At 72.6% G+C, this 18,829-nt stretch carries 15 protein-coding genes; 9 read left to right on the top strand and 6 right to left on the bottom strand.

Annotated elements, in window-relative coordinates:
• Nucleotides 1–106: 106 nt before the first annotated feature.
• Nucleotides 107–2,101 (top strand): 4-alpha-glucanotransferase, encoded by a 1,995-nt coding sequence (locus AB0F82_RS25000; RefSeq protein WP_362631396.1) that lies wholly within the window; start codon nucleotides 107–109, stop codon nucleotides 2,099–2,101.
• A 20-nt stretch (nucleotides 2,102–2,121) separates the two neighbouring features.
• Nucleotides 2,122–2,364 (top strand): hypothetical protein, encoded by a 243-nt coding sequence (locus AB0F82_RS24995; protein ID WP_356810074.1) that lies wholly within the window; start codon nucleotides 2,122–2,124, stop codon nucleotides 2,362–2,364.
• A gap of 112 nt (nucleotides 2,365–2,476) precedes the next feature.
• Here the strand turns inward: AB0F82_RS24995 and AB0F82_RS24990 are convergent, their stop codons facing one another.
• On the bottom strand, nucleotides 2,477–2,968 hold the full coding sequence (locus tag AB0F82_RS24990; protein ID WP_356810073.1) for a MarR family winged helix-turn-helix transcriptional regulator: 492 nt from the start codon (nucleotides 2,966–2,968) through the stop codon (nucleotides 2,477–2,479).
• 106 nt (nucleotides 2,969–3,074) lie between these two features.
• Here AB0F82_RS24990 and AB0F82_RS24985 point away from each other — a divergent pair, with 106 nt between their 5' ends.
• From AB0F82_RS24985 to AB0F82_RS24970, 4 genes are read left to right on the top strand one after another with little or no spacing between them, the layout of a single operon-like run.
• Nucleotides 3,075–4,376: an MFS transporter gene (locus AB0F82_RS24985; protein ID WP_362631393.1), complete on the top strand. Its 1,302-nt coding sequence runs from the start codon at nucleotides 3,075–3,077 to the stop codon at nucleotides 4,374–4,376.
• A 55-nt stretch (nucleotides 4,377–4,431) separates the two neighbouring features.
• Entirely contained in the window at nucleotides 4,432–5,364 is a 933-nt protein-coding gene (locus AB0F82_RS24980) for an EamA family transporter (protein ID WP_362631391.1), read from the top strand.
• Between the two features lie 40 nt (nucleotides 5,365–5,404).
• Nucleotides 5,405–6,334, top strand: coding sequence for a DMT family transporter (locus tag AB0F82_RS24975; RefSeq protein ID WP_436842146.1), 930 nt, complete (start codon nucleotides 5,405–5,407; stop codon nucleotides 6,332–6,334).
• A gap of 10 nt (nucleotides 6,335–6,344) precedes the next feature.
• A complete protein-coding gene (locus AB0F82_RS24970; RefSeq protein ID WP_362631389.1) occupies nucleotides 6,345–7,244 on the top strand; it encodes a LysR family transcriptional regulator in 900 nt (299 codons plus the stop codon).
• Between the two features lie 170 nt (nucleotides 7,245–7,414).
• Here the strand turns inward: AB0F82_RS24970 and pepN are convergent, their stop codons facing one another.
• Nucleotides 7,415–10,009 carry an aminopeptidase N gene (gene pepN / locus AB0F82_RS24965; protein WP_362631387.1) on the bottom strand — a complete coding sequence of 865 codons (2,595 nt, stop codon included), beginning with the start codon at nucleotides 10,007–10,009 and terminating at the stop codon, nucleotides 7,415–7,417.
• Nucleotides 10,010–10,148: 139 nt separating this feature from the next.
• Here pepN and AB0F82_RS24960 point away from each other — a divergent pair, with 139 nt between their 5' ends.
• Nucleotides 10,149–10,649, top strand: a complete 501-nt coding sequence (locus AB0F82_RS24960; RefSeq protein WP_362631385.1) for a DUF1203 domain-containing protein — start codon at nucleotides 10,149–10,151, stop codon at nucleotides 10,647–10,649.
• Between the two features lie 57 nt (nucleotides 10,650–10,706).
• Here the strand turns inward: AB0F82_RS24960 and AB0F82_RS24955 are convergent, their stop codons facing one another.
• The 3 genes from AB0F82_RS24955 to AB0F82_RS24945 all read right to left on the bottom strand — a co-directional run bounded on the left by AB0F82_RS24955 (nucleotide 10,707) and on the right by AB0F82_RS24945 (nucleotide 16,355).
• Entirely contained in the window at nucleotides 10,707–11,735 is a 1,029-nt protein-coding gene (locus AB0F82_RS24955) for an aspartate-semialdehyde dehydrogenase (protein WP_362631382.1), read from the bottom strand.
• A 462-nt stretch (nucleotides 11,736–12,197) separates the two neighbouring features.
• Nucleotides 12,198–15,521: a S8 family serine peptidase gene (locus AB0F82_RS24950; protein WP_362631380.1), complete on the bottom strand. Its 3,324-nt coding sequence runs from the start codon at nucleotides 15,519–15,521 to the stop codon at nucleotides 12,198–12,200.
• Nucleotides 15,522–15,794: 273 nt separating this feature from the next.
• Nucleotides 15,795–16,355: a CGNR zinc finger domain-containing protein gene (locus AB0F82_RS24945; RefSeq protein ID WP_362631378.1), complete on the bottom strand. Its 561-nt coding sequence runs from the start codon at nucleotides 16,353–16,355 to the stop codon at nucleotides 15,795–15,797.
• 122 nt (nucleotides 16,356–16,477) lie between these two features.
• On the opposite strand from AB0F82_RS24945, the gene AB0F82_RS24940 reads away from it, so the two are divergent.
• Both AB0F82_RS24940 and AB0F82_RS24935 read left to right on the top strand, forming a co-directional pair.
• Complete coding sequence (locus AB0F82_RS24940; RefSeq protein WP_356810064.1) at nucleotides 16,478–16,936, top strand: VOC family protein; 459 nt, start codon at nucleotides 16,478–16,480, stop codon at nucleotides 16,934–16,936.
• A complete protein-coding gene (locus AB0F82_RS24935; RefSeq protein WP_362631375.1) occupies nucleotides 16,936–17,823 on the top strand; it encodes a pyridoxamine 5'-phosphate oxidase family protein in 888 nt (295 codons plus the stop codon). The genes AB0F82_RS24940 and AB0F82_RS24935 overlap by 1 nt, the downstream gene beginning before the upstream one ends.
• On the opposite strand, the gene AB0F82_RS24930 is transcribed toward AB0F82_RS24935, so the two are convergent.
• On the bottom strand, nucleotides 17,799–18,761 hold the full coding sequence (locus AB0F82_RS24930) for a hypothetical protein (protein ID WP_362631373.1): 963 nt from the start codon (nucleotides 18,759–18,761) through the stop codon (nucleotides 17,799–17,801). The two genes, AB0F82_RS24935 and AB0F82_RS24930, sit on opposite strands and share 25 nt — an antisense overlap.
• Nucleotides 18,762–18,829: the final 68 nt, after the last annotated feature.

Raw genomic sequence — 18,829 nt, 5'->3', positions numbered from 1 at the left:
AGTGGGTATGGCTGCGGTGTTCCCCGGCGGCGTCCCGCTTCTGTGCTCCACGCTTCTGACCCACCCTCATCCCCTTCTGTCCGCACGCACGAAGGAGCGCCCGTCCATGGACGACCTGGCCCGGCTCGCCGCCCTGCACGGCATCGCCACCGCCTACCGGCCCGCAGCGGACGTCACCGTCCCGATCCCCGAGGCCACCGTGAGAACCGTCCTCGGCCTGCTCGGTGTCGTCACGGACGACGCCGAGAGCATCCGGGTGGTCGCCGAGGAGGGCACCAGGGCGGCGGCCGCCCGGCTGTTGCCGCCGACGGTGGTGCTCTGGCAGGGGGAGCCCGTCGCGCCGCTGCCCGCCGGGCTCCCGCCGGGCAGCCGGGTCCTGGTGGTGGCGGAGGGGTCCGGCGAGGAGCTCCCCTGGGGCGACGGACTTCCCCTCGGCATCCACCGGATCACCGCGGAGGCCCCCGACGGGCGCAACGGCGAGGCCACCCTGGTCGTGGCCCCCGAACGGGCCCCCGCCGCACCCGAACGCGCCCACGGGCTGCTCGTCCAGCTCTACTCACTGCTCTCCGAGCACTCCTGGGGCATGGGCGACCTCCGGGACCTCGCCGAACTGGCCCGCTGGGCCGCCCGGACCCACGGCACGGACTTCATCCAGGTCAACCCGCTGCACGCGGCGCTGTCGGGGGCACCGACCGACCCCTCCCCGTACCGGCCGTCCTCGCGCCGCTTCCCCGACCCCGTCCACCTGCGGATCGAGGACGTCCCCGAGTACGCCGACTGCCCCGAGCGGGAGGTCCTCGCCGAACTGGCCTCCCGCGGCGCGGCGCTGCGCCACGAGGTGCTGGAGAAGGGCGCGCTGATCGACCGGGACGCCGTCTGGGACCTCAAGCGGCAGGCGCTCGAGCTGCTGTACGCGGTCCCGCGGACCGCCGAACGAGAAGCGGAGTACCGCGCGTTCTGCGAGGACGGGGGCGCCATGCTGGACCTCCACGCGGGCTGGCAGGCCTCGCGCGCCGGGGACGGCCCGGGGGCGGGAGCCGACTTCCACCGCTGGGCGGTCTGGCTGACGGACGGGCAGCTCGTCGCGGCCCAGCGGGCCGCCCGCGAGGCCGGCATGACCGTAGGCATCGTGCACGACCTGGCCGTCGGGGTGCATCCGGGCGGTTCGGACGCCTTCGAGCCGGGCCTCTACGCCCGCCACATGAGCGTCGGTGCCCCGCCGGACGCCTTCAACGCGCGGGGCCAGGACTGGGGGCTGCCGCCGTGGCGCCCGGACCGGCTCGCCGGCATGCGCTACGAACCCCTGCGGTCCCTGCTGCGCGGGGTGTTCCGCTACGCCGGAGCCCTGCGCATCGACCACGTCATGGGCCTCTTCCGACTCTGGTGGATCCCGGAGGGCGCTGCGCCCGCCGAGGGCACCTACGTCGGCTACGACGGCGAGGCCATGCTGGCGGTGCTGGTGCTGGAGGCGCACCGGGCCGGCGCCCCCGTCATCGGCGAGGACCTCGGGACGGTGGAGCCGCACGTGCGCCGGGCGCTGGCCCGGCGCGGGGTGCTCGGCACGTCGGTGCTGTGGTTCGAGCGGGACTGGGCGGGCGACGGCGGCCCGCTCGCCCCGCAGGCCTGGAGGGCGGACTGCCTGGCCACCGTGACCACCCACGACCTGCCGCCCACGGCCGCCAAGCTCGCCGGCGGCCACGTGGAACTGCGCGACCGCCTGGGCCTGCTGACCCGTCCGGCCGAACGGGAACGGGCCGAGGACGCCGCCGACACCGCCGAGTGGCTGGCGCTGCTGGACGGGCTGGGCCTGGACACCAAGGGCGAGGAAGCCGCCGTGCAGGCCCTGTACGGCTTCCTGCTGCGCACCCCCGCGCGCCTGGTGGGCGTGTGGCTGCCGGACGCGGTGGGCGACCGGCGGCCGCAGAACCTGCCGGGCACCTGGGACCAGTACCCCAACTGGCGGCTGCCGCTCGCCGATGCCTCGGGCAGGCCCCTGACGCTGGAGGAGCTGATGGCCTCGCCCCGGGCGAACGCGCTGCTCAGCGCGGTGCGGGAGGGGGCGGGTCCCCGTACGGCACCCCCGGGCGCGCGCGGCGTTTAGGTGTTCGCTACGTTTGCACCGTGGACAAGAAGAACGCTCTGCGCGCCGGCGCCGTCTCGGCCGGAACGACGCTGATGATGCTGCTGATGACGTCTCCCGCTCTCGCGCTGACCCGCGACGACGGCGACGACCCGGGCCCGGGCCTGAGCATCGGCGAGACGCTCGGCCTGTACGTGGCCCTGCCGCTCGTCATCTTCCTGGTCATCGTGGGCCTCGTGATGGCCCTCGACAAGTCGGACAGGCCGAAGAAGAAGCAGGCCTGACCCGGTCCGGCCCCGTGGGGGGGCCGGAGCCGTGTGACCTTCCCGGGCGCCGGGGGTCCGCACCGCCGATCCGTACCGGCCGTGCGTCGACCCCCGGCGCCTCGTCATGTCCTCAGACGCCGGCGAGCAGTTTGCGGAGCAGTCCGGTGAGCTGCGCGACCTCCTCGTCGGTCAGCCCCGTGAGCGCGGCGCGCTGAACCTCCAGGCCGGCGCCGACGGCCTCGTCGATGAGCGCGAGGCCGCGGTCGGTGATCGTCACCTGGAGCCCCCGCCGGTCGTGCGGATCGGGCTTGCGGCAGAGCAGCCCGGCCTTCTCCAGCTTGTCCAGCCGCCCGGTCATGCCGCCCGTGGTGAGCATGAGCGTGGCCGAGAGCTGACGGGGCGAGAGCGTGTACGGGGCGCCCGAACGGCGCAGCGTGGCGACGACGTCGAATTCCCCGCGTGAGATGCCGAAGCGCTGGTAGCACTCCTCCATCGCGTCGCCCATCGCCTTGGCGATCCGGTAGATGCGCCCGAAGACGGCCATGGGGGCCGTGTCCAGCTCGGGGCGCACGGCGAACCATTGGGCCGTGATCGCGTCGACCGCGTCCTTGTCCTCACTCATGAGCGCAGTATTCCGGTTCGCTGGGATCGTTCGCAAGAAAGTTGCTTGACCGTAAGTAGCTTAGCGGTAAGCTACTTACCAGCAACCGATCCGGGGAGGGGCCGTCATGGCAGCGTTCAGGAACAAGGCGTCCAAAGCCGGGGAGGCGAAGGTCGCGGGGGAGCGGTCGCTGCTCCTCGGCATCGGTATCAGCGCGATCGGGACCGGCATGTACGTCCCCTTCTCGCTCGTCTTCTTCCACCACGTCACCGGCCTCTCCTTCACCCTCGTCGGCCTGGTCATGACGGTCACCGGGGTGGCCGGGCTGGCCTTCATGCCCTTGGCCGGGTCGGCCGTCGACCGGTTCGGCGCCAAGCGGGTCAACATGGTGCTCTACGGGATCCGGGCGCTGGGCTTCGCCCTCTACCCGTTCGCGAGCTCCCTGCCCGCCTTCGCGGCCGTCGCCCTCGTCACCGCGCTCGCCGACCGCTCCTTCTCCGTCGTGCAGCAGTCCCTGATCGGGGAGGTGGCGCGCGGCGCCGCCCGCGACCGGCTCCAGGCGTCCACCCGGGCCCTGCAGAACGCCGGAATGGGCGCGGGCGCCCTCCTCGTCTCCGGAGTGCTCGCGCTGTGGGGCACCGGCGGGTTCGCCTACACCGCCTGGGCCAACTCCCTGGCCTTCGCCCTCGCCGGACTCCTCGTCGGCCGGGTCCGCCCGGTCCCGGCCGGGGCGGACGGCCCCGCCGCCGGGAGGCCGGCCGCCGGCTACCGGACGGTGCTGCACGACCGCCCCTTCCTCGGCCTCACCGCGGCCAACTTCCTCACCGCGCTCGGCTACGCCGCCCTGTCCGTCCTCTTCCCGCTCTACCTCTCCACCTGGCTGGCGGCCCCCGACTCCCTCACCGGAGCGGCCTTCACCCTCAACACCGCCCTGTGCGCAGGGATCGGCGTACTCGTCGCGGGCCGGATCCGCCGCTCCGGCGCCCGCCGCACCCGCTCGGCCGCCCTCGGCGCGGTGCTCTTCGCCGCCGCCTTCGCCGGCCAGATCGTCCTCGGCACACTGCGCCCCGGTCAGAGCGCCACCCTGGTCGCCCTGCTCGCCATCGTCGTCGTCTACACCCTCGGCGAGCTGGTGCACAGCCCCTCCGGCGGCGCCCTCTCGGTCTCCGCCGCCCCCGAGCCGGTCCGCGGCCGCTACTTGGCCACCTACCAGCTGTCCTACTCGCTGGCCACCGCTCTCGCCCCCTCCCTCTTCACCGCCCTGCTCGCCGTGGACGGCCGCCTGCCCTGGGCCGTCCTCACCGCCGCCGCGCTCGGCGCCGCCCTGGCGCTGCTGCGGCTGGAGCGGCACCTGCCGGCCGAGGCCGTGCACGCCGAGCCCCCGGCCGCGGCCCCCGCCGCCCGCCGGCCGGCCGGCGCCGCCGCCTGAGCCGCCCGCCCGGTCCCGCGTCCCTCTTCCTCACCCGCACGAGGAGTCATCCGCCATGAAGCGTGTCGCCACCGTCGCCCTGACCGCCCTCGCCCCCATCTCGTGGGGCTCGACCTACGCGGTCGCCTCCGAACTGCTGCCGCCCGACCGGCCGCTGTTCACGGGCGTCATGCGGGCCCTGCCCGCGGGGCTGCTGCTGACCGCCCTCGCCCGCACCCTGCCCAAGGGCGCGTGGTGGTGGAAGTCCGCCGTCCTCGGCACCCTCAACATCGGCGCCTTCTTCCCGCTCCTGTTCCTCTCCGCCTACCGGCTGCCCGGGGGGGTCGCGGCCGTGCTCGGCTCCGCCGGCCCCCTGTTCGTCGTGGGGCTGGCCGCCCTCGTCCTCGGGGAGCGCGCGAGCCTGCGTACGGTATTGGCCGCCGTCGTGGGGGCGTTCGGCGTGAGCATGGTCGTCCTCACGGCCGACGCCGCACTCGACCTCGTCGGTGTCGTCGCCGGTGTGGTCTCCTCCGCCTCCATGGCCGCGGGCACCGTCATGACCAAGCGCTGGGGCCGCCCGGCAGGCGTCGGGCCGCTGGCCATGACCGGCTGGCAGCTCACCGCCGGCGGACTGGTCATCATCCCGGTCGCCGCACTCGTCGAGGGTGCCCCGCCCGCGCTCGACGGCGAGGCCCTCCTCGGGTACGGCTACATGATGCTGATCAACACCGGCATCGCGTACTGGCTCTGGTTCCGCGGGATCGGGCAGCTCAGCGCCACCTCGGTCACCCTGCTCGGACCGCTCTCCCCGCTCACCGCGGCCGTCATCGGCTGGGCGGCCCTCGGCCAGGCGCTCACGCCCGTGCAGCTCGTCGGCATGGCGATCGCCTTCGGGGCCACCGTCGCCGGACAGCTGGCGCTGGCCCGCACCCCGCAACCGTTCAGTTCTTCTGAAGAGAACGATCGGAACATTTCGATGGACCTGACCGATGGGCGGGTGCGACGGTAGGTCCCTCGACACCGGACCGACCCCGAGGGGGAGACACACAGTGGCCGTCACGGACCGCGCCCGCGCCGTTTCGCACGCCGATCCCGGCAGCACCCGCAAGAAGGGGGCCGCCGGGATCGGCGTGCTCCTCGCCCTCCTCGCGACGGTCGTCTGGTCCGGCAGCTTCGTCGCCACCCGGGGCATGGCCGAGACGGTCCCGCCCGTCCAGGCGGTCTTCTGGCGCTGGATCATCGCCCTGCTCGCCGTCGCCCCCTTCGCCGCCCGGCAAGCCTGGCAGCAACGGGCCCTGATCCGGCGCCACCTGGGCTTCATCGCCCTCGCCTCGCTGTTCGGCGTCGCCCTCTACAACACGCTCGTGCACCAGGCCGGCCTGACCACCTCGGCCTCCAACATGGGCATGATCATGGCCGCCTCGCCCGTCATCATGGCGCTCTACGCCCGCCTCGGCGGCGAACGCCTCGGCGCCCGCCGCACCTTCGGCATGCTGCTCGCCGCCTTCGGAGTGCTGCTGCTCGTCGGGGACGGCTCGATCGGCTTCGACTTCGGCACCGGCGACCTGTGGATGTTCGCCGCCGCACTCTCCTTCGCCACGTACAGCGCCCTGCTCAAGCGCAAGCCCGCCGAACTCGGCGGACTGGCCTTCCTGATCACCACCTTCGTGCTCGGCGCGCTGATGCTGGCCCCGGCCTACGCCGTCTCCCTCCACGTCCAAGGCGGCTTCGAGGTGACGGCCGGCACCGTCGGGCCGCTGCTGTACGTCGGGGTGTTCTCCTCGGCCGTCGCCTTCTTCGCCTGGAACAAGGCCGTCTCGACGATCGGCGCGGCCCGCGCGGGAGTCGTCTACTACCTCCAGCCGGTGTGCGTCGCGGGCCTGGGGCTCCTGCTGCTGGGCGAGCCGACCGGACCGGCGCAGCTGCTCTGCATGGCGCTGATCCTCGGCGGGGTCGGGCTGGGCAGTGCCCGCCGGTAGGTTCGGGCCCATGACCGAGTGGGACATCAAGAAGCTGCGGATCCTGCGGACCCTCGCCGAACAGGGGACCGTGACCCGGGCGGCCGAGGCACTGCACATGACGCCCTCGGCCGTCTCGCAGCAGCTGACGAACCTCGCCCGGCAGCTGGGGGTGGTGCTGCTGGAGGCGCAGGGCCGCCGCGTCCGCCTCACCGACGCCGCCCACCTCGTCCTGCGGCACGCGGAGGCGGTCTTCGCACAGCTGGAGCGGGCCGACGCGGAACTGGCGGGATACCTCGCCGGGGACGCGGGGGAGGTACGCGTCGGCGCGTTCTCCACCGCCGTCCCCGCGCTGGTGGTCCCGGCGGTGGCGGAACTGCGCAGGGCCCACCCCGGGGTGGAGGTCCGGGTCCGGGAGACCGAGGCCGCGGAATCGTACGAGCTGCTGTCGGCCGGGGGCGTGGACCTGGCGCTGTCGCTGGCCGCCCACGCGCCGACCGTGCGGGACCGGCGGTTCACGCGCGTCACGCTGATGGAGGACCCGCTGGACGTGGCGCTCCCTCCGGGGCACCCCCTGCGGGACGCGGCGGAACTGAGGCTGGCGGACCTGTCCGGGGACCCGTGGATCTACGGGGGCAGCGGCCCGTGGTCGGAGATCGCCCGGGGCGCGTGCGAGGCGGCGGGCTTCGTCCCCGAACAGGCCCACTCGGCATCGGGCTGGACGGCCATCCTGGCCATGGTCGAGGCGGGCATGGGCGTGGCCCTGGTCCCGCGGATGGTGTCGAGCCGGGCCTCGGGCGTGGCCGTACGGGTGCTCTCGCGGGACCGGCCCACGCGGCACGTGATCGCTGCGGTCCGTCGCGGCGCCGAGTCCGCTCCCGCGGTGGCGCACGTCCTCACCGCCCTGCGGACCGTCGCCGCCAGGCCCTGACGCAGGCTGCGGGACGCCGCTGCGCGGAGCCGGCTCCCCTCCCCGCCCCTTCTCCGTTTCCCGGGCTCTGCCCGGACCCGGTCCTCAAACGCCGGACGGCTGGAAAATCCAGCCCCGCCGGCGTTTGAGGCGCGGGGTCCGGGACGCGAGCCCCGGGAGCTCGGCGGTCCTCAGACCTGAGCGGCAGCGGAAGCGGCGGCGTCGGCCGCCTGCGCCTTCAGCGCGCGCTCCACGCCCGCGCGGGACTCCGACACCAGCCGCCGCAGCGCGGCGTTCGGTTCGGCCGAGGCCAGCCAGGCGTCCGTGGCGTCCAGGGTCTCCCGCGAGACCTGGAGGGCCGGGTACAGGCCCACCGCGATCTGCTGGGCGATCTCGTGGCTGCGCGTCTCCCAGACCTCCTTGACCGCCGCGAAGTACTTCTCGGTGTAGGGGGCCAGCAGCTCGCGCTGGTCGGTCTGGACGAAGCCGCCGATCACCGCCTCCTGCACCGCGTTCGGCAGGTCGCCTGACTCCACCACCGAGGCCCACGCCCCGGCCTTGGCGTCCGCCGTCGGGCGGGCCGCCCGCGCCGTCGCCGCGTGGCGCTCGCCGGCCGCCGTCGCGTCCCGCTCCAGCTCCGCCGCGATGGCCGGCTCGTCGGCGACGCCCGTCGCGGCGAGCCGCTCCAGGAACGCCCACCGCAGCTCGGTGTCGACGGCCAGGCCCTCGATGACGGCCGAGCCGTCCAGCAGCGCCGACAGGTACGCCAGCTGCTCCTCGGTACGGGCGGTCGCCGCGAAGGCCCGCGCCCACGCCAGCTGGTGGTCGCCGGCCGGCTCCGCCGCGCGCAGGTGCTCCAGGGTGGCCGCGGTCCAGGCCGCCAGTCCCTCCTCCCGCCAGGCCGGGTCGGCGTACAGGTCGATGGCCAGCTTCACCTGCCGGTGCAGCGACTGCACGACGCCGATGTCGGACTCCTTGCCGATGCCCGAGAGCACCAGCGAGAGGTAGTCGCGGGTGGCGAGCTCCCCGTCACGGGTCATGTCCCAGGCCGAGGCCCAGCACAGGGCGCGCGGGAGGGACTCCGTGAAGTCGCCGATGTGCGCGGTGACCGCGGCGAGGGACTCCTCGTCGAGGCGGACCTTCGCGTACGACAGGTCGTCGTCGTTCAGCAGGACGACCGCCGGGCGGGCGCGGCCCACGAGCTCCGGCACCGACGTCAGCGCGCCGTCGATGTCGAGCTCGATCCGGTCGGTGCGCACGAGCGCGCCGTCCTGGAGCTCGTACAGGCCCACCGCGATGCGGTGCGGGCGCAGGGTGGACTCGCCCTGGGCCCCGGCGGGCAGCGGCGGCGCCTCCTGGCGAATGCCGAAGGTGGTGATCACACCGTCGGCGTCGGTGGTGATCTCGGGGCGCAGGACGTTGATGCCGGCCGTCTCCAGCCACGCCTTCGACCAGGCGGTCAGGTCGCGGCCGGAGGTCTCCTCCAGGGCGCCCAGCAGGTCCGAAAGGCGCGTGTTGCCGAAGGCGTGTGCCTTGAAGTACGCCTGCACGCCCTTGAAGAAGGCGTCCATGCCGACGTAGGCGACGAGCTGCTTGAGCACCGAGGCGCCCTTGGCGTACGTGATGCCGTCGAAGTTGACCATGACGTCGTCGAGGTCACGGATGTCCGCCATGATCGGGTGCGTGGACGGCAGCTGGTCCTGCCGGTACGCCCAGGTCTTCATGGAGTTGGCGAAGGTGGTCCACGCGTGCGGCCACTTCGAGCCCTCCGCGTACGCCTGGCACGCGATGGACGTGTAGGTGGCGAACGACTCGTTCAGCCACAGGTCGTTCCACCACTCCATGGTGACGAGGTCGCCGAACCACATGTGGGCGAGCTCGTGGAGGATGGTCTCCGCGCGCACCTCGTACGCCGCGTCCGTCACCTTCGAGCGGAAGACGTACTGGTCGCGGATGGTGACCGCGCCCGCGTTCTCCATCGCGCCCGCGTTGAACTCCGGGACGAAGAGCTGGTCGTACTTGGCGAAGGGGTAGTCGTAGGCGAACTTCTCCTGGAACCAGTCGAAGCCCTGCCGGGTCACCTCGAAGATCGCGTCCGCGTCGAGGAACTCGGCGAGCGAGGGCCGGCAGTAGATGCCGAGCGGCACGCTCTGGCCGTCAGGGCCCTCGTAGGAGCTGTGCACCGCGTGGTACGGGCCGACGATGAGCGCCGTGATGTACGAGGAGATGCGCGGGGTCGGCTCGAAGCGCCAGACGTTGTCCTTGACGTCCGCGGCCTCCGGCGTCGGGGAGTTCGAGATGACCGTCCAGCCCTCGGGGGCCGTCACGGTGAACTGGAACGTGGCCTTCAGGTCGGGCTGCTCGAAGCTGGCGAAGACCCGCCGCGCGTCCGGCACCTCGAACTGGGTGTAGAGGTAGGCCTGCTGGTCGACCGGGTCGACGAAGCGGTGGAGTCCCTCACCGGTGTTGGTGTACGCGCAGTCCGCGACGACCCGCAGCTCGTTGGCCCCGGCCACGAGGTGCGTCAGGGCGATCCGCGAGTCGCGGAAGACGGCCGCGACGTCGAGCGACTTGCCGTTGAGGACGACCTCGTGCACCGCGGGGGCGACCAGGTCGATGAAGGTCTCCGCCCCGGCCTCGGCCGACTGGAAGCGCACGGTGGTCGTGGACGGGTAGGTCCCGCCCTCCTGCGCACCGCTGAGATCGAGTTCGATCTCGTACGAGTCGACGGTGAGCAGCTTCGCACGCTGCTGAGCCTCTTCACGGGTGAGATTCGTGCCTGGCACGCGGTCATCTCCTTCGATGGTGACGTTGCCCCGACATCCTTCCATGGGGGGAGGGTCACCGCCTCGGAGTAATCCACGGGCGAACGCGACGTCGCGAACCTGCCGGACAGCGGCCGCCGTCCTCGGCAGGCTGGTGGCCATGACCAGCAGATACCGGGCGAGGCCCATTGAGGAGACGGCGCTCTTGCAGCTCCGCGTACGCGACGACGCGGGACGCGACTGCGTCCCCCGCACCGACACCGAGGGCGGGGCACCGCTGCGGTGCTGCCTACGGGCCAGCGCGGCGGGGGAGCGGATCGCGCTCGTCTCGTACGCGCCGCTGCGCCGCTGGGCGGCGCGGACCGGGGCCGATCCGGGCGCCTACGACGAGCAGGGGCCGGTCTTCATCCACGCGGGCGCCTGCGCGGGGCCGGCCGGGGGCGGCGGGTACCCCTTCGCCCGGGCGGGGGTGCGGCGCACCGCCCGGCGCTACGACTCCCGCGGGCACATCCTCGGGGGGAGGGTCCTGGATCTCGGGGAGGATCCCGACGGGGTGATCGAGCGGGCCCTGGCCGACGCCTTCGCCGAGCCCGAGGTGGCCCTGGTACACGTCCGCGCCGCCGAGTTCGGCTGCTTCCAGTTCGAGGTGCGCCGGCCCTGACGTGCCGGGAGGGCGGACGCCGTCGGCGCCCGCCCTCCCTTCGTGCCGGCGGCGGGGTCAGCCGCGCAGCTCGTCGGCCACGAGCTCGGCGATCTGGACCGCGTTCAGCGCGGCGCCCTTGCGGAGGTTGTCGTTCGACACGAAGAGCGCGAGGCCGTTCTCCACCGTCTCGTCGACGCGGATGCGGCCCACGTACGAGGCGTCCTTGCCGGCGGCCTGGAGGGGGGTCGGGATCTCGGAGAGCTCCACGCCCGCGGCGTCCTTCAGCAGCTCGTAGGCGCGCTCGACGCTGATCGGGCGGTCGAAGCGGGCGTTGATCTGGAGGGAGTGGCCGGAGAAGACCGGCACGCGCACGCAGGTGCCCGACACCTTGAGCTCCGGGAGCTCCAGGATCTTGCGGGACTCGTTGCGGAGCTTCTGCTCCTCGTCGGTTTCGAAGGAGCCGTCGTCGACGATCGAGCCCGCGAGCGGGAGCACGTTGAAGGCGATCGGGCGCTTGTAGACGCCGGGCTCGGGGAAGTCGACGGCCCCGCCGTCGTGGACCAGCCCGGTCGCACCCTCGGAGACGGCCTTGACCTGGCCGTCGAGCTCGGCGACACCGGCCAGGCCCGAGCCGGAGACGGCCTGGTAGGTGGTGGCGATCAGCGCGGACAGGCCGGCCTCGTCGTGCAGCGGGCGCAGCACCGGCATGGCCGCCATGGTGGTGCAGTTCGGGTTCGCGATGATGCCCTTGGGCCGGTTCTTGATCGCGTGCGGGTTGACCTCGGAGACGACGAGGGGGACCTCGGGGTCCTTGCGCCAGGCGGAGGAGTTGTCGATGACGACGGCGCCCTGCGAGGCGACCTTCTCGGCCAGGGCCTTCGAGGTGGCGCCGCCCGCCGAGAAGAGCACGATGTCGATGCCGGAGTAGTCGGCCGTGGAGGCGTCCTCGACGGTGATCTCGCGGCCCTCCCACTCGATCGTCGAGCCGGCGGACCGGGCCGAGGCGAACAGGCGCAGCTCGTCCACCGGGAACTTGCGCTCGGCGAGGATGCTGCGCATGACTGCGCCGACCTGACCGGTGGCTCCGACGATTCCGACCCTCACGTTGACTCCTCTTGATCCATACGTCGCGTGCGCGCGTGAGGCCATCATGCGTTCGACCCCACGAGCCTTGTCCAATCCATTGTCCGAGGACCGGACGGTGTTCTGTATGTGAACACCTGTGACGCATGCGTGGCGGCCTTGTTTCACGGCCCCCGGGCGACCGTTTTGCCTGGTCGGGGCCGATTAAAGCCCGGTCTGTCGCGTCCGCTATCCGGACATGATCGACCGAAGGCCGAAACCCACTCCGAGGGAGCTCAGCCACTGCTCGGCGACGGCCCGAAGAACCTGGAGCCCAAGGCCTTCGGCACCAACCCCGACGTGGTCGCGCAGGCGGTGGGCACGTACGCCGAGTCGCCGCGCACGCTCGGCAGGCCGCAGCCGGCCGGGGGAGAACGGCCCGAGGGGGCGGTGCTCGTCAGAGCGCCGCCCCCTCGGGTTCCGTTGCGGAAGGTGCTGAAGGTGCTAGGGGAGGACCTTCTCGATCTGCACGCTGCCGGTGCCGGCGGCGGTGCCGCGGGCGTTGAGCAGCTCGACCTGGCCGAAGAACTGGCGGCCCTCGGGGGCCGCGCTGGTGACCAGGACGTTCGCCGAGACCTGCGCGGTGGCGCCGGTGGCGAGGTTCACCGCGGCGGCCTCGTCGACCTGGACGGAGCCCAGGGCGGCCGAGAAGAACACGTCGCGGTAGTCGTAGGTGGTGGAACCGGACGGGATCGCGTAGCCGATCACCTTGACGGTGTAGGTGCCCGCGGCCGGGTTGACCAGGCTCACGGCCTCCTCGGAGTCGCCGTCGGCGGCGGAGCCCACCTTGACGCCGTCCTTGTAGACCTCGAGGTCGAGGTCGGCGGCGGTGTCGGACACCTTGCCGATGGCGACGTCGAGGCGCGAGGTGCCCGCGGGCACCGCGATCTCGGTGGTCTGGGTCTCACCGTTGGCGAGGGTCGGCTTGGCGACCTTCGCGGAACCGAGCGGGCCGCCCTTGAGCTTGCCGCCGGTGATGGCCGCGCCGGCGTTCTTGACGCTCCACTGGACCTGGGCCGGGGTGCCCTGCTTCACCTCGGGCAGGACCTTGACCGCTGGGTCGAAGGCCGCGCCGAGCACGGAGACGTCCAGCTTGAACGGGTTGTCCAGGACCGGCGACGTACGACGGGCCTCGACCTCGATCTCCCAGACGCCCGGAGTCGGCTCGGGGTACGAGCGCACGTCGGGGCGACAGGTGTTCGCCGGGTTGTCGTAGTTCGGGTAGCAGTTGGTCGTGGCCGTCGGGTCGACCGGCACGCCGTACGGGTGGATCGCGATGAAGCGCGTCTGGGCGCCCGCCGCGAGACCGCCGAGGGCGACCTCAAGGCTCTTGGCGCCCGGCGGCACGGTCACGAAGTACGACGTGTGCGAGTTGCGCTGCACGGAGGAGGACTGCGACAGGGAGAACGACGGCGCGGCCAGGGGGGCGGAAGCCACGACGGTCGTCAGGATCTGCTTGTCGATGCCCTCGGTGGTCTCGTCGTCCAGCTGCAGGATGCCGCTGTGGACGCCGGCGGTCTTGGCGTTGGCCTCGACCTTGATGGTGACGGGCTTGTTCAGCGGCAGGGTGACGTAGTCGTAGCCGCCGACGACCTTGAAGGTGCCGTCGTTGTTGCGCCAGCTGAGGTCGTGACGGGTGCCGTACTTGACGCCCGTGGTGCGGGTGACGACGACGTTGTAGACCTTCTTCTGGCCGACCTTGAGGCCGCCCTCGCGGTCGTACAGGCCGGTGCCGAAGCCCGGGGTCTTCAGGAACTGGTCGATCGCGGTGTCGACCGGGGCCTTGACGGTGAACTCGTTGGCCTTGGCGTCGCGCTGGATGGACTCCCACGCGCCGCCCACGTCGATCAGACCCGAACCCTGCGCGTGCGCCGGGACGTCGTCGATCTTCTTCGCGGAGCTGGTGAGCGCGACCCGCAGGGAGGCCGGGGTCAGCTTGATGTTCTGCTGCTTCGCGGCCGAGATCAGCAGGGCGCTCGCGCCCGCCGCCTGCGGCGAGGCCATCGAGGTGCCCTGGAGCATGCCGTAACCGGCCGGCAGGGTGTAGCCGGCCTCCTTCACCGGCGCGCCGGGCAGCCAGGTCTGGATGGTGTTGATGGCCGCGCCGGGGGCGCTGATGGTCGGCGTGAAGCCGCCGTCCTCACGCGGACCGCGCGAGGAGAAGGGGAACATGTTGTACTTCGTGCTCACGGCGGAGCCGTAGTTGGCGGCCCACGTCTCCTTGGAGACCGAGGCGCCCACGGAGATGACCTTGTCCGCGAGGGCCGGGTCGCCGATGGTGTTGACACCGGGGCCGGAGTTGCCGGCCGAGATGACCAGCTGGACGCCGTAGGTGTCGACGAGGTTGCGGTAGAGCTCCGCGCGCGCGTTGTTGCCGTCGTTCAGCGCGGGCAGGCCGCCGATGGACATGTTGACGATGTCCACGCCGCGGTTGACGACGAGGTCGATCATGCCCTCGGTCAGCGCGATGTTGGTGCAGCCGCCGGACCAGGAGCAGGCGCGCGAGGAGACGAGCTTCGCGCCGGGCGCCTCGCCGTTCATCTTGCCGCCGAAGAGGCTGTTGGCGGCGGTGATGCCGGCGACGTGCGTGCCGTGCTCGGACTCGATGATGCCGATGTTGACGAAGTCGGCCTTCTTACCGACCCAGTCCCCGCCCAGCGGGTCCATCGGGACGTCCTTGCGGATCTCGATCACGAACGGGATCCGCTCGGCAACCTCGGTCGCCGGGTTGTCCGTGCCGAAGTAGCCGATCTGGTAGCCGTCCTTGTACGGCTTCATCGGCTCGTTGTCCGTGAAGTCGCCGTCCTGGTCGGTGTCGACGCGGACGGTGCCGGCGGCCGCGTCGTAGAGCATGCCGAACCGGTCGGTGGTGTCACCGTCGCGGTTGACGTCGCCCGCCATGTCGCCGGTGGCGGTGATCGACTCGCTGAACCGGCTCCACTGGAAGCTGCCCTCGGGCGCCTTCCAGCTCTGGCCGCCCGCGGTGAAGGTGCCGCCCGCGGAGGTGACCGGGGTGATCTGCGCGCGCCAGGTGCCGTCGTTGTCGGTGATCGGGTCGGTGGCCGTCACCCAGTCGACGATCTTGCGCTCGCCGGTGGTGGTCTTCTGCAGGGCCGGGTGGCCGAGGTCGACACCCGAGTCCATGATGCCGATGGTCACGCCACGGCCGTCGGCCTGCGGGTTGTTCGCGACGAAGTCGACCGCGCCGGTCTCGAAGGACGGGTTGTACGGGTTCTTCGCCGGGGTGTTCCCGTCCGGCGCCGCGTACGTCTCGGCCGCGGTCCGCTGGACCGTGCCGGTCTCCCGGCCGGCGTCGGGACGCGGGTCCGGCAGCTGGATCTCGTGGCGCAGGTCGATGCCGTGCACCGAGGACAGCTTGGCGGCCGCCTTCAGCGCGGCCTCCGCCTGGCCGGTCGGCAGGGTGGCGCGCACGTAACCGAGGTTGTCGTACGTCCGGCCGACCGAGGCGCCCTGGACGGCGTCCAGCTGGTCGGCGACCTGCTTGGTCTGGCCCGGGGCGGTCGCGACCATGACGGTGACGTTCGCGTCACCCTTGGCCTTGGCCTCCTGGAGGAGCTCGACGTCGGCCGAACCGAGCTTCTGGTCGGCCGACTTGACCGCAGGTGAGGTGCCCGGGGTGTCCGCGCCGGTCGCCGCGAACACGGGCGCGGCGCCGGTCGCCGCGAGCGCGGCGACCAGGCCGGCCGCGGCCGCGACGCGCGCGACGCGTCTGGCCCCGGGTATGGAGCTGGGGGATTCGAGGGTCATCAGCATCCCTGGTAAGTGAAAGATACGGTCCGGATTTCGGTGCCGGATGACCGGTCAGCTTTCCTCAAGCGACAGGTCTTTGGGGAGGGATGTCATCGACCGAGACCTACGGTGGCGGAGACTCGCCAGCGCGGAGCATCCGCCAGCGGGGCCGTATCCGGGCACAGTGGTGCGAACCACTAAGGTCGAAGAGTTGATTTATCGACTTAGTGGCCCCAAGCCCGTACGCGGGCCGGGTCGTGCGCCGGTGGGGGTGTGACAGATTTCGAGCGGTCAGCGCTCGCGCGTGCGCGCGTAGTGGCGCGAGGCCTTCGCCCGGTTTCCGCAGGCGGACATCGAGCACCAGCGCCGGGTGCCGTTGCGCGAGGTGTCGTGGAAGTGCAGGACGCAGGTCTCGGAGGCGCACTTGCGGATCCGCTCGGGCGCGGAGCCCAGCAGCTCCAGGTAGTTCCGGGCGGCCGTCCAGGCCGGACCCCAGGTGGGGTCGTCGAACTCGGCGCGCTCTCCCGGCCCTTCGGCGGTCAGGGTGGCGCGGATGCGGCCGTGCTCGAGTACGGCGTCGACCAGCGCGCGGGCACTCTCGTCGGCCGGGTCGGCCACCGCGCGGGCCAGTGCCTCGCGCGCGGTCATCAGATGGACGAGGGTCGAGGCGTCGGCCCGGAAGCGGCCGGCCAGTCCGGCGGACTCCAGCCAGACCGCGAGCCCTTCGACCCGGCTCAGCCCGAAGGCCCCCGCGAAGAGGTCGACGGGTTCCCCCTCCTGCATCCAGCGGGTGTTCAGCAGATCGAGGGCGATCGGCTCCCCGGTCAGGGGCCGTGCGTCCGCCGTCGTCATGGCCGTCTCCTTGCTCGCTAACCCCTCAAGAGTACGTGAACGGTTGACGCCACCCGCACTAACCTCTAAATTAGATTTAGAAGGTTAGAACTCGTGGAACGGCCTCTGGGGAAGGACCCGTCATGACCACCGTCATCAGCAAGCTCCGCACCGGGCACGTCGGCCTGAACGTCACCGATCTTGAGCGCTCGCTCGCCTTCTACCGGGACGCCCTCGACTTCCAGGTGCTCGGCGAGGGCAAGGAGGAGGACCGCCGCTTCGCCTTCCTCGGCCGGGACGGCGAACTCGTCCTCACGCTCTGGCAGCAGGCCGACGGCGCCTACGCGCCGGCCGCGGCCGGACTGCACCACCTGGCGTTCTCGGCCGACGCCGTCGAGGAGGTGCGCGCGTACGAGGAGCGGCTGCGCGGCCTGGGCGTCGCGTTCGCCTACGAGGGCGTCGTCGCGCACGGCGAGGGCGCGGCCTCCGGCGGCATCTTCTTCCACGACCCCGACGGCACCCGCCTGGAGATCTCCGTACCGACCGGCGCCGAGGACGCGCCCGCCCCCACCACGGGGGCGCCGACCTGTGGGTTCTTCTAATGGGCGGCGTCTACCACTGGGGGTCGCTGGCGGTGCAGGAGCGGGTCGGCGTGCGCGGGCCGGCCGAACACGTCGGCCGCTCGATCGGTACGGGCATCCGCGAGGTCGCCGCGGCCTTCCTGGAGCTCCAGCCGCACCTGGTCGTCGGGGCCGCCGACGGCGCCGGCCGGATGTGGGCCTCGCTGCTCACCGGCCCGCCCGGCTTCGTACGGGCCACCGGCCCGCACCGGATCGCAGTCGTGGGAGGGGTGCCGGCCGGGGACCCGCTCGCCGAGGCGCTGGCCGCCGACGGGACCCGGATCGGGACCATCGCGCTCGATCCGCGCACCCGGCGCCGAATGCGGCTGAACGGAACCCTCGCGGCGACGCCGCGGGGCTTCGCCGTCGAGGCCGAGCAGGTCTTCGCCAACTGCCCCAAGTACCTGCAGAAGCGTCAGCCGCTGGAACTGGTCGCGGAGGGGGCCGGCGTGGTGCGCCGCGGAGGCGCGCTGACCCCCGGCCAGGTGCGTGCCGTCCGGCGCGCCGACACCTTCTTCGTCGCCACCACGGCGGAGGCTGACGGGGCCGACGCCAGCCACCGCGGCGGCCTGCCGGGATTCGTGGAGGTGCTCTCCCCGGTCGAGCTGGCCTGGCCGGACTACGCGGGGAACGCGATGTTCCTGACCCTGGGGAACCTGACGGCCGACCCGCGGGCCGGACTGCTCTTCCCGGACTGGGAGAGCGGGGCCGTCCTCCAGCTCAGCGGCCGGGCCCGGACGGAGTTCGCGGCCGACGGAGGCCGCCGCACCCGCTTCCGGGTGGAGTCGGTGGTGGAGGGTGTGCATCCGGGGCGGCTGCTGTGGAGCACCCCGGAGTACTCGCCTCACCTGGGCAGTACCACCAGGTAGGCGGCGGGCTCACGCCCGTCGGCGGCCGTCAGGGCGGTCCGGATGACCGCGGCCTGCTGCTCGGGCCAGTCGCGGAGCTTGCGCGGGGTGATGTGGACGACGGTCACCCCGAGCCGCTCCAGGGTCTCCCGCTTGCGCACGCACTCGGACCACTCCTCGTCCTCCCCCTGGCGCGGGGCCCGGGTGTCGATCTCCACGGCCACGGAGTGCTCGGGCCAGTACGCGTCGACCCCGCCGAGGTGCGGGCCGCCGGGGATCCGCAGGTCCACGTTCCAGACGGGGGCGGGCAGCTCGTAGCCGCGTACGAGGTGGTACAGCCGGTCCTCGGCCCTGGCCCGGCCCTCCGCGAGGAGGGCCTCGACGGCGTCCACCACATGGGGCCGGCTCAGCAGCCGGGCCACCGTCAGCTCCCGCACGATCGCGGCCGGTTCGCAGTGGCCGCTGCGAACGGCCTCGCTGAGCAGCCGGCGGACGGCGCCGGCGTCGGACAGCTGCGCGACGGCGTCGGCGACGGCCCGCGCGACGGGTGCCACGGGCAGACCGGTGACCTCCTGGAACCGGGGCGCGGTGCGCGCGCGCACGATCCGCACGTCGCCGGTGGACCGCAGCCGCCGGGTGCCCGGCACCAGCACGTCGATGTGCGACAGGGCGAGCAGCGGGGGCGCGGAGGCGAAGCGGTACAGGGCCAGCGCCGCCAGCCCGGTGATCATGACCTCGCCCCCGCCGCGCCGTCCCGCGTACAGCAGCGCGGCGTGCAGCCGCTCCTCACTGGTGGGCGGTCCGGAGTGGAGCAGGAACACGCCGGGGAGGATCTGCCGCCAGGGCCGCTCGGCGGCCTCGGATGCGCTCACGCCGTGCTCGCGCAGCTGTGCGAGGGTCAGCACGCGGGGGCGGTTGCCGGTGAGGTGGGCGAGGGGGAGGGGTGCGTTGTGGTTCATGACGCGGTGATTCCCTGAGGCCATGGCCCTGCTAACCCCTGTTACACGCCTGTCGACAAATGCGGACA

Source organism: Streptomyces virginiae, assembly GCF_040638905.1.
Lineage (GTDB): Bacteria > Actinomycetota > Actinomycetes > Streptomycetales > Streptomycetaceae > Streptomyces > Streptomyces virginiae_B.
Note: the sequence above shows the minus strand (reverse complement) of the source record. Positions and strands in the feature narration are given on the sequence as shown.

Coding starts and splice junctions, on each gene's coding strand:
- AB0F82_RS24940 (WP_356810064.1), top strand. CDS start 16,478: ATGACCACCGTCATCAGCAAGCTCCGCACCGGGCACGTCGGCCTGAAC.
- AB0F82_RS24985 (WP_362631393.1), top strand. CDS start 3,075: ATGGCAGCGTTCAGGAACAAGGCGTCCAAAGCCGGGGAGGCGAAGGTC.
- AB0F82_RS24950 (WP_362631380.1), bottom strand. CDS start 15,521: ATGACCCTCGAATCCCCCAGCTCCATACCCGGGGCCAGACGCGTCGCG.
- AB0F82_RS24960 (WP_362631385.1), top strand. CDS start 10,149: ATGACCAGCAGATACCGGGCGAGGCCCATTGAGGAGACGGCGCTCTTG.
- AB0F82_RS24945 (WP_362631378.1), bottom strand. CDS start 16,355: ATGACGACGGCGGACGCACGGCCCCTGACCGGGGAGCCGATCGCCCTC.
- AB0F82_RS24990 (WP_356810073.1), bottom strand. CDS start 2,968: ATGAGTGAGGACAAGGACGCGGTCGACGCGATCACGGCCCAATGGTTC.
- AB0F82_RS24935 (WP_362631375.1), top strand. CDS start 16,936: ATGGGCGGCGTCTACCACTGGGGGTCGCTGGCGGTGCAGGAGCGGGTC.
- AB0F82_RS24970 (WP_362631389.1), top strand. CDS start 6,345: ATGACCGAGTGGGACATCAAGAAGCTGCGGATCCTGCGGACCCTCGCC.
- AB0F82_RS24930 (WP_362631373.1), bottom strand. CDS start 18,761: ATGAACCACAACGCACCCCTCCCCCTCGCCCACCTCACCGGCAACCGC.
- AB0F82_RS24980 (WP_362631391.1), top strand. CDS start 4,432: ATGAAGCGTGTCGCCACCGTCGCCCTGACCGCCCTCGCCCCCATCTCG.
- AB0F82_RS25000 (WP_362631396.1), top strand. CDS start 107: ATGGACGACCTGGCCCGGCTCGCCGCCCTGCACGGCATCGCCACCGCC.